This is a genomic window from Ferruginibacter sp., assembly GCF_028288465.1.
GTDB lineage: Bacteria > Bacteroidota > Bacteroidia > Chitinophagales > Chitinophagaceae > Ferruginibacter.
The window spans coordinates 67,949-81,761 of record NZ_JAQBNR010000062.1; the positions used below are offsets into that span (position 1 = coordinate 67,949).

General features: G+C 39.9%; 12 protein-coding genes and 1 rRNA gene. All 13 read right to left on the bottom strand.

The features are described 5' to 3' along the window. Positions 1 to 6: 6 nt before the first annotated feature. The 13 genes from rpsS to rrf all read right to left on the bottom strand — a co-directional run bounded on the left by rpsS (position 7) and on the right by rrf (position 13,799). Positions 7 to 276, bottom strand: coding sequence for a 30S ribosomal protein S19 (gene rpsS / locus JWR61_RS24145; protein ID WP_301930251.1), 270 nt, complete (start codon positions 274 to 276; stop codon positions 7 to 9). Positions 277 to 336: 60 nt separating this feature from the next. After that, on the bottom strand, positions 337 to 1,179 hold the full coding sequence (gene rplB / locus JWR61_RS24150; protein WP_290339490.1) for a 50S ribosomal protein L2: 843 nt from the start codon (positions 1,177 to 1,179) through the stop codon (positions 337 to 339). Between the two features lie 86 nt (positions 1,180 to 1,265). Further along, complete coding sequence (rplW, locus tag JWR61_RS24155; RefSeq protein WP_290339491.1) at positions 1,266 to 1,565, bottom strand: 50S ribosomal protein L23; 300 nt, start codon at positions 1,563 to 1,565, stop codon at positions 1,266 to 1,268. Between the two features lie 28 nt (positions 1,566 to 1,593). After that, the gene (gene rplD / locus JWR61_RS24160; protein ID WP_301930252.1) at positions 1,594 to 2,229 is read right to left on the bottom strand and encodes a 50S ribosomal protein L4; all 636 of its coding nucleotides are present in this window, start codon (positions 2,227 to 2,229) and stop codon (positions 1,594 to 1,596) included. Between the two features lie 49 nt (positions 2,230 to 2,278). After that, positions 2,279 to 2,896, bottom strand: a complete 618-nt coding sequence (gene rplC, locus JWR61_RS24165; RefSeq protein WP_290339493.1) for a 50S ribosomal protein L3 — start codon at positions 2,894 to 2,896, stop codon at positions 2,279 to 2,281. Positions 2,897 to 3,001: 105 nt separating this feature from the next. Further along, positions 3,002 to 3,307, bottom strand: a complete 306-nt coding sequence (gene rpsJ, locus JWR61_RS24170) for a 30S ribosomal protein S10 (protein WP_290339494.1) — start codon at positions 3,305 to 3,307, stop codon at positions 3,002 to 3,004. 221 nt (positions 3,308 to 3,528) lie between these two features. After that, positions 3,529 to 4,254 carry a ribonuclease H-like domain-containing protein gene (locus JWR61_RS24175; RefSeq protein WP_301930253.1) on the bottom strand — a complete coding sequence of 242 codons (726 nt, stop codon included), beginning with the start codon at positions 4,252 to 4,254 and terminating at the stop codon, positions 3,529 to 3,531. Positions 4,255 to 4,650: 396 nt separating this feature from the next. Continuing rightward, positions 4,651 to 6,798 carry an elongation factor G gene (fusA, locus tag JWR61_RS24180; RefSeq protein ID WP_290339496.1) on the bottom strand — a complete coding sequence of 716 codons (2,148 nt, stop codon included), beginning with the start codon at positions 6,796 to 6,798 and terminating at the stop codon, positions 4,651 to 4,653. A gap of 326 nt (positions 6,799 to 7,124) precedes the next feature. Next, positions 7,125 to 8,423 (bottom strand): APC family permease, encoded by a 1,299-nt coding sequence (locus JWR61_RS24185; protein WP_301930254.1) that lies wholly within the window; start codon positions 8,421 to 8,423, stop codon positions 7,125 to 7,127. A 112-nt stretch (positions 8,424 to 8,535) separates the two neighbouring features. Next, entirely contained in the window at positions 8,536 to 9,003 is a 468-nt protein-coding gene (rpsG, locus tag JWR61_RS24190; protein ID WP_290339498.1) for a 30S ribosomal protein S7, read from the bottom strand. Between the two features lie 50 nt (positions 9,004 to 9,053). Further along, a complete protein-coding gene (rpsL, locus tag JWR61_RS24195; RefSeq protein ID WP_290339499.1) occupies positions 9,054 to 9,434 on the bottom strand; it encodes a 30S ribosomal protein S12 in 381 nt (126 codons plus the stop codon). Positions 9,435 to 9,556: 122 nt separating this feature from the next. Then, positions 9,557 to 13,225 carry a T9SS type A sorting domain-containing protein gene (locus JWR61_RS24200; protein ID WP_301930255.1) on the bottom strand — a complete coding sequence of 1,223 codons (3,669 nt, stop codon included), beginning with the start codon at positions 13,223 to 13,225 and terminating at the stop codon, positions 9,557 to 9,559. Between the two features lie 462 nt (positions 13,226 to 13,687). Then, a 5S ribosomal RNA gene (gene rrf / locus JWR61_RS24205) occupies positions 13,688 to 13,799 on the bottom strand. Positions 13,800 to 13,813: the final 14 nt, after the last annotated feature.

A 13,813-nucleotide genomic window follows, 5' to 3' on the forward strand; every position in this document is an offset into this window, starting at 1 on the left:
CTTTTATTACATTTTTTTACTTGAGTGACCCCTGAAGTTTCTTGTTGGCGCAAATTCACCTAATTTATGACCTACCATAAATTCGGTAACATAAACCGGAATAAATTTATTTCCGTTATGTACTGCTAATGTGTGACCAACAAAATCAGGAGTAATAGTAGAACGGCGTGACCATGTTTTAATAACACCTTTCTTATTCTTTCCTTCATTGATCGTTAATACTTTCTCTTCCAGATTAGCATCGATATAAGGACCTTTTTTAACCGAACGTGGCATAGTATTTATTTTTGTGTTGATTCTCCCGGTTTAGCACCAGGATATTTTAACCTGATTGAATTATTTGTTACTGATCTTCTTTCCGTTTCTTCTCTGGATAATCATCTTATCAGATCCTTTTCCTCTTGTACGTGTAACCTGTCCTTTTGCATACTTGCCTGTACGGCTACGTGGGTGACCACCGGATGCTCTACCTTCACCACCACCCATCGGGTGATCTACCGGGTTCATCGCTACGGCTCTTGTTCTTGGTCTAACACCTTTCCATCTGTTTCTACCAGCTTTACCAGCACTCTCCAGGTTATGATCGCTGTTGCTTACAACACCAACTGTTGCGTAGCAATTGATCAATACTTTTCTTAACTCACCGCTTGGCATTTTTAAAATACCATATTTTTCTTCCTTATTCGCTAACTGAGCTGTGTTACCAGCACTACGAACCAACTTACCACCTTGTCCTGGCTGCATTTCGATGTTATGCACATTAGTACCAAGTGGCATGTTTTTCAGTTGCAATGCATTACCCAATTCAGGAGCAACACTGTCGCCGCTTAAAACTGTTGCACCAACCTGTAAACCATTCGGAGCAATGATGTAACGCTTTTCACCATCAGCATAATTCAACAAAGCGATGAATGCTGTACGGTTTGGATCGTACTCGATACTTTTTACAGTAGCCGGTATATTTTTTTTATCTCTCTTAAAATCAATCACACGATACATGGTTTTGTTACCACCACCCATATAGCGCATTGATCTTCTACCCTGTGAGTTACGGCCCGCAGTATTCTTCTGCTTTTCAAGCAACGTTTTTTCAGGAATGTTGGTAGTGATCTCTGCGTATGCATTACCAATTCTCCAGCGTGTACCTGCTGTGGTCGGTTTGTATTTTCTAAGTGCCATTGTAAACTACTTTTTTATTTGTCAAAACTTTGCGGTGCTGACCACCATACATTAATTATAATTTGCCGAATCCATCCGGATCAAGACTATACTGTTCCGTATATATCAATTGATTCTCCGTCTGCCACTGTAACAAATGCTTTCTTTTTAGCAGGCTTGCGACCGCTAACCACACCAGCTTTTGTGTTACGTGATTTAGCTTTACCAGGCATAACTGTTGTGTTAACATTTTTTACCTGAACACCGTAGAATTCTTCTACCGCTTTTTTAATCTCCAGTTTATTAGCTTTTCTGCTAACAACAAAAGCATAGCGGTTCATTTTTTCAGTTTGCTTATTTATCTTTTCAGATAAGATAGGCTTTATTAAAACTTCAGACAGTTTCATGTTTCTAATTTGATAATTGCTAATTAAATTATGCTTCCGCTACTTCTTCCTCGCTAAAAATTCTTGCAACACTTTCGGTAAAAACCACCACTTTGGCATTTACGATATCGTATGTATTTACATCGCTCAACAGACTTCCCTGAACACCAGGTATGTTTCTTAAACTCAGGTAAACGTTATCATTGTCTTCTGGAATAACGAACAATGTTTTTTTATCGCCAACCTGTAAGCTCTTTAAAATACCAGCAAACTGCTTTGACTTTGGAGCATCCATGGTAATATCTTCTACAATCACGATTGCATTTTCTTTTGCCTTAGCACTTAATGCACTGATTTTAGCCAGGTCCTTCACTTTACGGTTTAATTTAAAATCGTACAGGTGAGGTTTTGGTCCAAAGATGGTACCGCCACCTTTGTATATAGGACTACGCAAGTTACCTTTACGTGCACCACCAGTTCCTTTTTGCTTTACCAGTTTCTTAGATGAACCATTTGCTTCAGCTCTTGTTTTTACTTTATGCGTACCCTGACGCTGCGCAGCCAGGTATTGCTTTACAGCTAAGTAAACAACGTGTGTGTTTGGTTCTGCACCGAAAATTTCTTCCGGTAACTCAATGGTTCTTCCGGTTTTGGCGCCTGCTATATTTAAAATATCTACTTGCATGATTATTCAGATTAATTTTTGTGTTAAGAAACACAAAATGATGTGTTGCTTACTTTTGTATTAAAACGATTGAACCATTGTGACCCGGTACTGAACCGCTGATCAATATGTAATTTTTTTCCGCGAAAATCTTTACCACTTTCAGTCCTTTCATTTTCACCCTGTCCTGTCCCATACGGCCACCCATTCTCATACCTTTAAATACTCTTGAAGCATCAGAAGAGTTACCAATAGAACCGGGAGCCCTTGAACGATCATGCTGACCGTGAGACTGACCGCCCACACCATGGAAGCCATGACGTTTAACAACGCCCTGAAAACCCTTTCCTTTGGTAGTACCGACTACTTCAACACTGTCGCCTTCGGCAAAAATGTCAACCGTAATGGTTTCACCAACTGATTGTGTTAATTCGCTATCGCGTATTTCTTTTACTACTTTTTTAGGGGATGTCTGAGCTTTGGCGAAGTGGTTAACTTCAGCTTTGATGGAGTGCTTTTCTTTCTTGTCGCCAAATGCAATCTGGAGTGCATTGTAGCCGTCTGTTTCAACGGTCTTCTTCTGGGTAACTACGCATGGTCCTGCTTCGATGATGGTAACGGCAGTTTGCTTGCCTGCTGCATCAAAGACACTGGTCATGCCAATCTTCTTTCCAATAATACTTTTCATTGTATCTGTTTTTATCCAGCGCTGTTTACGGTATAAACAGATGGATGTTTCAATATTTAATTAAGAACTAACCTTTTGCCTGTCCCTGTTATGCGGGACGGTTCATCAGGCCTTTATTTCAACGTCAACACCACTTGGCAGGTCTAATTTACTCAGAGCGTCAACCGTACGGCTGCTGCTGGTGTAGATGTCTAACAAACGTTTGTGCGTGCACAACTGAAACTGCTCACGGGCTTTTTTGTTAACGTGAGGAGCACGTAATACAGTAAAAATTTTCTTGTGTGTTGGTAAAGGAATTGGCCCTGTTACTACTGCACCGGTACTGCGTACCGTTTTTACGATTTTCTCCGCTGACTTGTCAACTAAGTTATGGTCGTAAGACTGTAATTTTATTCTGATTCGTTGTGACATATTTAAAGAACTTTAAACTTTCGTTTTTTAATTTGGAGTGCAAAGGTAGGGGGACGGTTTCAAATAGCAAAGTCTAAAGCAAAGTTTTTTGAAGTTTTTTTTGAAACAACCTGACAGAGGTATAACAACAGGCCAAGTTGGTGCATTTATAAATGACTGGTTATGAAATATTACAAAAAATAAAGCCATTTGATCAACTTATCCGTACAGATAAACATCAATTATTTTGCAATAACAATCTGCTCTTCGGAAAGCAGGGGTAAATTCTTAAAACGCAGTACAATATTGGCTACTGTAACAATATCCTTTTGGCAATACACCGCAATACGTTCCAGATCATTTTCTTCCCAGTACACATGCCCCACCATACTGCCATCAATGTCATCTTTGGGAGAAGGGACATTTAACGATGCGGCCAGTAACTTCAGTGAAGTAAAGTTTTTATAGTCGCCAAACCTCCAGTATTGAAAAGTGTCTACCATATTGGTTTCCCATGGCTTCATATTTTGAAAATCGAGATAAGCCGGAATGGAAATACTGTTGATGAGCAGTCGCCTGCACAAAAAAGGAACGTCAAACTCCTTGATGTTATGGCCGGTAAAGCACCAATGATTGTGTACTGCTTCTAACTGGTTAACGGTTGCAATAAAATTTTGCAGCAGCTCCTTTTCATTGTGTCCATAAATTGATTTTACCCGGAACTGGTATTGCCCCTTCTCTCTTTTGAAATAGCCCATACTGATGCAGACAACTTTAGCGAATTCTGCCATCACACCAGCTCTAAGCGGATAATATTCTTCCGGGGTTACATTTTCAGGTACAGCACGTTGCACTTTTTCTTCCCAGAGGTGCTGCCAGTCTTCTGTGAGTAAATTATAATTTTGCTGCGATGAAACTGTTTCAATATCAATTACAAGGAAGTTTTCCAGGGGCATTTTTGCTATCATATTTATCAGGATTAGTACTAAAAATAAATAAAGGATTGCTTAATTGCAACCATTTTTAAAATAAAGTATGCTATTCCAACAGGATTAATCAACACTATCCACCAACCACAACACCGTCCCGTATGTATCAGGTTTAATTTCTATGGCCTGTAGTCGATTTAAACCGTGTTCGTGAACATATAGCCAGATAATCAGGGATGCAGCTGAGATGGCATTTTTGTCCAGCATACGTCACAGCATATGGCAATGGGTATCCGACGAATTAGGTTCTGAACCTATAAAATGTTGCTGAAAAATGTTTAGGCATTGATGTTTCGTTAATGTATCCACACCGTTTGCATAAAACAAAACCCCATACTTGCGTACGGGGCTGTTTGTATTTTAAAAGTGTTCGTATTAATCTTCCACTTTTTGTTTGCCTTTTTGTTTAGCAATTACTTCTTCTGCTACATTGTTTGGTGCAGGAGCGTAATGACTGAACTCCATAGTTGAAGTAGCACGGCCGCTTGATAAAGAACGCAATTGCGTTACGTAACCAAACATTTCGCTCAATGGCACTTTGGCTTTAATAACCTGCACACCATGTTTGCTATCCATACCTTCCAGCATGCCGCGACGACGGTTTAAATCTCCCGTAACATCACCCATGTACTGATCCGGCGTTAACACTTCTACCTTCATAATTGGCTCAAGCAAAACTGGTTTTGCTTTACGGCCAGCTTCACGGTAGCCTTGTTTAGCACACAGCTCAAAACTCATCGCGTCACTATCCACCTGGTGAAAACTACCATCATATACTTTAACACGCATACTTACCATCGGGTAACTCGCCAGTACACCTGTGGTCATTGCACTTTCAAAGCCTTTTTGAATGGCCGGTACAAATTCTTTAGGAATACTACCACCAAATAAACCGTTCACAAACTGGAAGTTGCCTTTTTCTTCTTTCAAAAATTCTTCTTCAGCTGGCCCGATTTCGAACACGATGTCGGCAAATTTACCACGACCACCCGTTTGCTTTTTCAGTGTTTCCCTGTGCTGAATAGTATTTTGGAAAGCTTCTTTATAAGCTACCTGCGGCGCACCCTGGTTGATTTCAACCTTAAACTCACGACGCATACGGTCTACAATAATTTCAAGATGCAACTCGCCCATTCCACTCAAAATGGTTTGGCCTGTTTCTTCATCGGTACGTACTCTTAATGTAGGATCTTCTTCTACCAGTTTGGCAATTGCCATACCCATTTTATCAACGTCGGCCTGAGTTTTTGGCTCAACCGCAACACTGATAACCGGTTCAGGGAAAGTCATTGCTTCCAGTACAATCGGATGATTTTCGTTACATAATGTATCCCCGGTTTTGATATCTTTAAATCCTACAGCTGCACCAATATCGCCCGCTTCAATAAAATCAACCGGGTTTTGTTTGTTGGCATGCATCTGCATAATACGGCTGATACGCTCGTTCTTTCCAGTACGGGTGTTCAATACATATGAACCTGAATCCAAACGGCCAGAATAAGCCCTGAAGAATGCAAGACGGCCTACGAAAGGATCCGTCATTATTTTGAAAGCCAGCGCACTGAATGGTTCTTTAACATCGCAATGACGGAAAATTTCTTCTCCATTATCAGGATTGGTTCCTTTTACCGCTTCAATATCCATTGGTCCTGGTAAGTAACGTACAATGGCGTCCAATGCAGTTTGTACCCCTTTATTTTTGAAAGAAGAACCACACATCATCGGGATGATAGAAATATCAATTGTTGCTTTACGGATAGCTTCATGAATTTCATTTTCAGTGATCGTGTTAGGATCATCGAAGAATTTCTCCAACAGTTTATCATCATAATCTGCAACAGCTTCAATCAAATGCTGTCTCCATTCATTCACTTCTTCAATCATATCTTCCGGAATCGGCACTTCGTTAAAAGTCATACCTTGTCCGGCTTCATCCCAAACCATTCCCTTCATGGTAATTAAATCTACCACGCCTTTAAAATTATCTTCTGCACCAATTGGTAATTGCAAAGGCACCGCTTTAGCACCCAGCATTTCTTTAATTTGTTTTACCACATTTAAGAAATCAGCACCGGAACGGTCCATTTTGTTTACAAAACCTATACGGGGAACTTTGTACCTGTTAGCCTGGCGCCAAACAGTTTCACTCTGAGGTTCTACACCTGACACTGCACAAAACAATGCCAACAGGCCATCCAGTACACGCAATGAACGCTCCACTTCCACGGTAAAATCCACGTGGCCGGGAGTATCAATGATGTTGAATTTATACTGTTTGGTATCCGGTGTTTTTTTGTTTTGTACCATCGGAAAATTCCAGAAACATGTGGTAGCGGCACTTGTAATAGTAATACCTCTTTCCTGTTCCTGGGCCATCCAGTCCATGGTGGCGGCACCATCGTGTACCTCACCTATTTTATGGTTAACACCCGTATAATATAATATACGTTCTGTGGTAGTGGTTTTACCGGCATCAATGTGAGCGGCAATTCCAAAGTTGCGTTGATAACGTAAATCTGCCATTTTATTTGAATTAAAAAATTTAGAGTTAAAATTTGCTTATTGAAATGAAAAACGTTGTTTGGTTATCCATTTTTTTATTTGTGCCCTGCCTTTGAATCTCAATTAGGCTTCATTGGCGTCGCACTCTTGTACTATTTTCCTATACTGATCTTTCCATGCCTGGTTATGCCAGTGCAAAATACCCGTAAGTGCTGGGCTCTGTTTGATATGATTGATTTACTCTCATAATATGCTAAATAAATTACAGCTACCATCCCTAACATCCTTCTATGCTGAACTTTTTAGCGCCGCAAAGGTAAGTATTTTTTTGTAAAAAAAACAATCTGCTATCCGGGTATGACAGCTTCTTCAGCGGGTTGCGGACTATCAAAATAATAGATTACGGCTCCGGCCGAAATGATCCCGATGCCGATTAAACTTTCCAACGGTCTCTCAATAATTGTAAACACCAGTACCCAGGTATTAAACAACAAAAATATAATCTGCAACCATGGTCTGAAAGGACCTGAAAATGTATGCGGCTGGCGGTCTTTAATGAATATGCTCGTTGCCACCGTTAATGAGGCCATGAGTTGCAATACAAAACCTGCATACAATAATATTTTTTCAAAACTTCCGGTTAAGGCGAGCACAATGCTGATAAAAACATGCAGCCAAACTGCCGCAACCGGTATGCCGTGTGCATTTTTTTTGGCCAATGGTTGCCAAAGCTTGTTTTCCTTTGCCATGGCCATGGTTACTCTCGGCCCAACCCACAAATAAGAGCTTACAGTTGCAATCAATTGAATGCCGATAAAAACACTTACCCATTTACCGCCGGCACTACCCAATAAATTATCAAAGGAAATAAAGGTGACTTCTTCCTTACCAGCCAACTGCGTTACCGTGGCATTTTTCAATAATACAAATTGAAAAAGCAGGTACACTACTGCTACAAACAAGGTGCTTGCAATCAATGCCTTCGGTAAGTTTTTATGAGGATCTTTTATTTCATCCACTACATAAGCAGCTGCATTCCACCCGGTATAGGCAAAGGCAACATACACCATTGAAACTGCAAATCCTGGTTTTAAAACCTCCCGTTGCCAGCTATTACCAAAATTAAGGGCACTGTTTATGTTGTTTGGAATAAAAAATCCAAGGCCAATCAGGGTAACGATGAAAACTACTTTTACTATGGTAGACAGGTTTTGAAAACGGCTGCTGTGGCGTATGGTAAAACTATGCATCAGGCCAATCAACACGATAACTGCAATTGCAAGCCATACATTATTTTGTAGTCCAAATGGGGCGAGATACTTGGTAAAAGCCATTGCTGCCAATGCCACTGGTGCAGAAAACCCGACCGTTAATCCTGCCCAGGCAGATAAATAACCCAGCAATGGATGAAAGACCCTTGACAAATAAATGTAGTCACCACCCGACTCTTTAAAATGGGTACCTAACTCTGCATAGGCAAATGCACCAAAAAGAGAAAGTAATCCACCTGTGAGCCAAAGTAGCATGATGCTCCAGGTATTTTGTACCGCAGATAATTGAAAGCCAACGCTGGTGAATACACCCGTACCTATCATATTAGCTACGACAATAGCAGCAGCGGTGTAAATGCTTATTTTTCTTTTCAAAATCTGCAACAGCTGTTAGATGAATTCCAATAATTGAGGAAGATAAACAATAAAAGCAGGTAAAAAAAAAGCTATCCTTTGCAGGATAGCTTTGTATAAAAAAAATTTAAACTTAAATTCTAAAGTGAGCAAATGCTTTGTTAGCTTCAGCCATACGGTGTGTATCTTCTTTCTTTTTGTAAGAAGCACCTTCACCTTTACTTGCTGCAACTATTTCATTCGCTAATTTTTCAGCCATGCTGCGACCATTGCGATCACGACTGTATTTTACCATCCATTTAATGCTTAATGAAACTTTTCTATCTGCACGAACCTCAGCAGGAATCTGAAAAGTAGCACCACCAATACGACGGCTACGTACTTCCACACCAGGAGTGATATTGCTCAGGGCTTTCTTCCAAATTTCATATCCGTTATCACCTGTAATTTTACTCACTTTATCCAAAGCATCATAAAAAATGATGTAGGCGCCACTTTTTTTGCCAGCCCACATCAGGTTATTTACAAAACGTGTAACTAATCTGTCATTAAACTTAGGATCTGGTGCTAAGGGTATTTTTTTTGGTTGTGTCTTACGCATTGTTATTTACTTTTTTTACACCCAATGAAGGGTGATAAAACTTTAATGAATTATTTTTTAGCTTTTTCTTTCTTGGTACCGTATTTACTCCGGCTTTGCTTACGGTCTTTAACACCTGCAGTATCCAAACTACCACGAACAATATGGTAACGTACACCAGGCAAATCTTTAACCCTTCCGCCACGAATCAGCACAATACTATGTTCCTGTAAATTGTGTCCTTCACCCGGAATATAGGCAATAACTTCAATTTTATTGGTTAAACGCACCTTGGCTACTTTACGTAAAGCAGAGTTTGGTTTTTTAGGCGTAGTAGTGTAAACTCTTGTACATACTCCACGGCGTTGCGGGCATGCATCCAAAGCTCTTGATTTACTCTTAGCTTTAATTATTTCTCTTCCTTTTCTAACTAACTGTTGTATTGTAGGCATTTTGAACCCTTTATTTTTGGACGGCAAAGGTAGCGTTTATGATTTAAAATGAAACACTATTTTACAAATAATTTATTTTTTTTTATTTACAATCTTCAGTTCCATGGCAATGTGGGTATCTTTTACCTGAAAATTGCCTTACCGGTGAAAATTTCGGCGTTGTTTAAGTCTTCTACCTTTAAAATATACAGCCCCTTTTTCATGTTGGGTGTACGTTCAATCTGAAAAATGCCATTTACATCTTTAACTCCTTTAAACTCTTTTACTACCTGGTTTAAAACATTCAGCAAAGCAATATTGTACACGTGATTTCTCGGATTAATAAAGCCAACATTTAAAATATTACTGACAGGATTAGGGTATAACTGAATATTACCAGCCTGGCTGTGTTTATTTAGTGTTACAATATTACTGTACGATACAGACTGGCCGTTATTAAGCCATTTAACACGGTAAAGGTTTTGCTCTCCGGGTTGCCTGTCAATGAAATTATATTGCCCGGCATTGCTGCTAATATCACCAACTTTTATCCTGCCAATTTCTTCAAAATCATTGGCTCCTGTCTTTTTCTCTATCACAAAATACTGAACGCCTGGTTCTGTTGCCGCCTTCCAGTTTAACACAACGGTTTCGCCGGTAAAGCTACCTGTAAAATCCTGCAATGTCACCGGTAAATAATGAAAGCATGAACCGTCAAGGTGATAGTAATAAGTCCGGTTAATGCAGCCTGCGCCCACAATTATACGGCACACATAAATACCTGTATCACCAGGAGTTACTTCCGGCACAAAGATGCTGGAAGCACTTCCCATGTAAGTACTGTCAGTGCTGCTGTCCTTATCTTTTTTATACCAGGCAAAAGTAGCATTATACACAGTATCTAAACTCAGCGTAGTAGCAATTTGAAAGCAATTATATGTATTAATAATAGCATTGTTAGCGAGGGGTAAAATACTGGCATCTGCAAGGGTTGCATTGCTGCAGGCATCAAGTGCCCTTAATCTTACCAATGTATAATTGGTGCCGTTATTAATGTAAAATTCAGGGCTTGTTTGCGGGCCGGCGATGATGGAAGGTGTGGCAGGTGAGCTGCCAATTATTTCGTAGCTGAAAGGACCAACTCCGTTAGAAACAATGGCCTTCAAATTGAATCCATTACTATCGCATTGGTAGGCAGATGATCGGCTTAAATCGGGAAACTGATATGGTTGAATTACAACAGTATCCTGAAAATATATATTGCAGGCATCATTGGCTTTATAACTTAAAATATAAGTAGCGGGCCCCAAATCCTGGAAGGTATAAGTGCTGTCAATCAGCGTATTGGGGGATATTTCCGGAGACAATGTGGCGTTATCTTTTTTGATGATTTTCACGGTCAAGGATCCCATATTGGTGCCAGCTACTGTCTGAATATCACCCGAACCATTTGCATAGGTTCCGCTTGGGCACTTAGGAACAGCCGAAACCGTATGCGTGAGGTAACTAGCTACTGCGTCTACACTGACTGAATCCTGTTTACCACAACTGTCAGTCACAATAACCTTGTAGCCTTGTCCCGTTAGAGAGCCAGGAATGCTGTCTATGCTGAAATTGTTACTGTTATAGTTGCCGGTAAAAAATAAGCTTCCGGTGTAAGTATATATTTTTATATTCACAGGCAAAATTCCACTCACAACCGATATAGCAAATTTTGCAAAATTATAGCTGCAGGACTTTGTTGAGGTAACGGCCAATTTCGCTGATAAAGCGCTTGCTGCAAAGCATCTTACTATGGTGGTGTCATAACAACTGTCCGTCACTTTTATGCAATAACTTCCATACAATAAATCATCAAACTGGCCGGTATTGTTACATATTATTTCAGCACCCGTACTATCATAAATGCAATATAAAGGATTAGTTAAGTTATGCTGGCCGTGAATTTGAGCAGAAAATGTATTACAATTTCTGTTAATAATTCTGACACTACTGCTAACTACCGGCACATCAGGGTTAACAGTAATACATTTGTAAAACGAAGTATCCGGACAGTCATTTCTCGCTTTTATACAATATGAACCGTAGGGGATATTATTAAATACACCAGAACTGTCACAGTTTATCAATGAATCGTTTGCGTTATAAAGGCAAAACTGGGCATTCTTGATATTGTTACTGTTAGCCGATAATGTGAAAGATGAACAAATTTTATTTGAAACGGTCAATGTGATATCATTGACAATTACAGGGGAGCCCGCTGTGAAACATCTTATAAAAGTGGTATCAAAACAAGAATCATGAATATGAGCACAATAATTTCCCAGTATCAAGTTATCAAAAACGCCGGTATTATTACAGCCTACCAATCCGCCAACACTGTCGTATAAGCAGTAACTCGGACTTGTTAAACTATCTCCACCAATAGAAATATTAAAAGTACTGCACGAAACATAACGCGGTGTTATCACTGCCGGAATAGAGGGTACAGGCTTATTTGGCAAAAAGCAAGTTGTAATTGTAGTGTCCCTGCAGCCATCCTTAACCTTTATACAGTAGTATGCGTAAGTAAGATTATCAAAAACGCCGGTGCCGTTACAAATCAGCTGTGTATCAGTTGAGTCATACAAACAGTAGCTGGGGTTTGTAAGTCCGTATTGTCCGGTTACCGTTGCCGAAAAACTTGAGCAGGTTTTATTACTGATGGAAACCGTATTGCTTATACCAAGTGGTGGTGGGGCGACAGAAAGGCAACGTGTAATTGTAAGATTAGTACAAAGGTCGTGTACCTTAATACAATAATTACCATAGCTTAGATTAGGAAATATGCCTGTTGAATTGCATTCAATCAAAGTATTGCTATTATCGAACAAACAATAATCAGCAGTAAAAAAATTAGTAGTCCCCGTTACAGTTGCTGTAAAGCTTGTACACCCCTGCGATGAAATAACAACTGCGTTTATTGATGGCGCTATATTAAGCTGAGCAGGAGATTTTTTTATATTGCCGCAACTGTCTTTGGCAAGAACTGTAAAGCCCGTGTTGCCCGCCAGGTCAAACTGGAAATTTGCATCAGAAGACCATATGGTGTCACCGGGTTGCCTTACAATCCCATATTCAAAACCGGGAATGCCGCCAACCGTACTGATGTTGCCCCTGCTATCGATCACTTTTATAAAACCGCTTGCAGAATCACACCCGATTTTTGTAAACTTGTAGCCATCAATGAACCAGGTATAATCGTTAACGGTGATTTGCCTTGTTTGAATTCCACCGCAGGAGTCGGTAAGCCGAATGGTATAATTGCCGGCGGATAAATTATTGAATACTCCAGAACTGCTGACAGTACCAATTCCCATTGGAGATGGTGCAACTATTGAATAAACAAAAGGAGACCTGCCGAATAATTGGCCGGCAACCGAAATACTTCCATTATTTCCTGCAAAACAACTTACATCTACTTTATTAAGTGCAAACCGGGGATCTTCGTAAGATCCAGGCACAATTATACCAGCCTGAGTATAGGTGCAGTTGGAAACAATATCTGTAACAACAACGGAGTAAGTGCCAGCCGAAAGTCCGGTAAGTGAATCTGAAGTGGTAAAATTGGAAGTTACCGGCCCCAACGCTTTATACTTATATGATCCTGAACCACCAGTTGCAAAAACCTTAATTGAGCCGGTAGCCGCACAACGGGATTCGTATGCCTGAAAATTTGCATTTAGAAGAGAACAATTCTGAGCCTCAGCTATTTTTGGAGTAATCGAAAAATAAGTAAGTACAAAAAGTACAGTGAAGTAAATTTTTCGCATTTTTCATAGTTTGGTGGATAGGTACAGGCTTCTAAATCTTTCAATTTATGCCACTAATGCAACGTTATTTTAGATTAGTTATTGGCTAATTTCTTTTTTGAAGTAGTTATACCCGACAGTAATTTCTGTTAATTACTAGTAAAAATCCCATCACGATTTTTTTAGAATAAAATACCAGGAAAAGATTACCAGTATGCAAGTTTTGTGTGCATTTTCAAAGTACTATTTTTTGTCCTGCCCAGAAAGCTCTATGGTCCTTCATAAGCGTCGCACACCTTGTACAGTTGTATTCAATGGCAACTTGGGGATGTTTTGCTTACGGCAGACTAAGATTAAAGTATTGCAGTGGAATATAGCGTGATGAATTATTTAGGTTAGAAGGGCGAAGAGGGAAGAGATATGCTTCAAAAAAGTGTTGGGCATAAAAAAACCCGATCAAATAAATGATCGGGTCTCAAATAAATATGGCAGCTACCTACTCTCCCGGTTGGAATACCAGTACCATCGGCCATAAGGGGCTTAACTTCTCTGTTCGGTATGGGAAGAGGTGAACACCCTTGGCAAAACCACCATAAGATTTTACAAGTT

Coding starts and splice junctions, on each gene's coding strand:
- rpsS (WP_301930251.1), bottom strand. CDS start 276: ATGCCACGTTCGGTTAAAAAAGGTCCTTATATCGATGCTAATCTGGAA.
- rplB (WP_290339490.1), bottom strand. CDS start 1,179: ATGGCACTTAGAAAATACAAACCGACCACAGCAGGTACACGCTGGAGA.
- rplW (WP_290339491.1), bottom strand. CDS start 1,565: ATGAAACTGTCTGAAGTTTTAATAAAGCCTATCTTATCTGAAAAGATA.
- rplD (WP_301930252.1), bottom strand. CDS start 2,229: ATGCAAGTAGATATTTTAAATATAGCAGGCGCCAAAACCGGAAGAACC.
- rplC (WP_290339493.1), bottom strand. CDS start 2,896: ATGAAAAGTATTATTGGAAAGAAGATTGGCATGACCAGTGTCTTTGAT.
- rpsJ (WP_290339494.1), bottom strand. CDS start 3,307: ATGTCACAACGAATCAGAATAAAATTACAGTCTTACGACCATAACTTA.
- JWR61_RS24175 (WP_301930253.1), bottom strand. CDS start 4,254: ATGATAGCAAAAATGCCCCTGGAAAACTTCCTTGTAATTGATATTGAA.
- fusA (WP_290339496.1), bottom strand. CDS start 6,798: ATGGCAGATTTACGTTATCAACGCAACTTTGGAATTGCCGCTCACATT.
- rpsG (WP_290339498.1), bottom strand. CDS start 9,003: ATGCGTAAGACACAACCAAAAAAAATACCCTTAGCACCAGATCCTAAG.
- rpsL (WP_290339499.1), bottom strand. CDS start 9,434: ATGCCTACAATACAACAGTTAGTTAGAAAAGGAAGAGAAATAATTAAA.
- JWR61_RS24200 (WP_301930255.1), bottom strand. CDS start 13,225: ATGCGAAAAATTTACTTCACTGTACTTTTTGTACTTACTTATTTTTCG.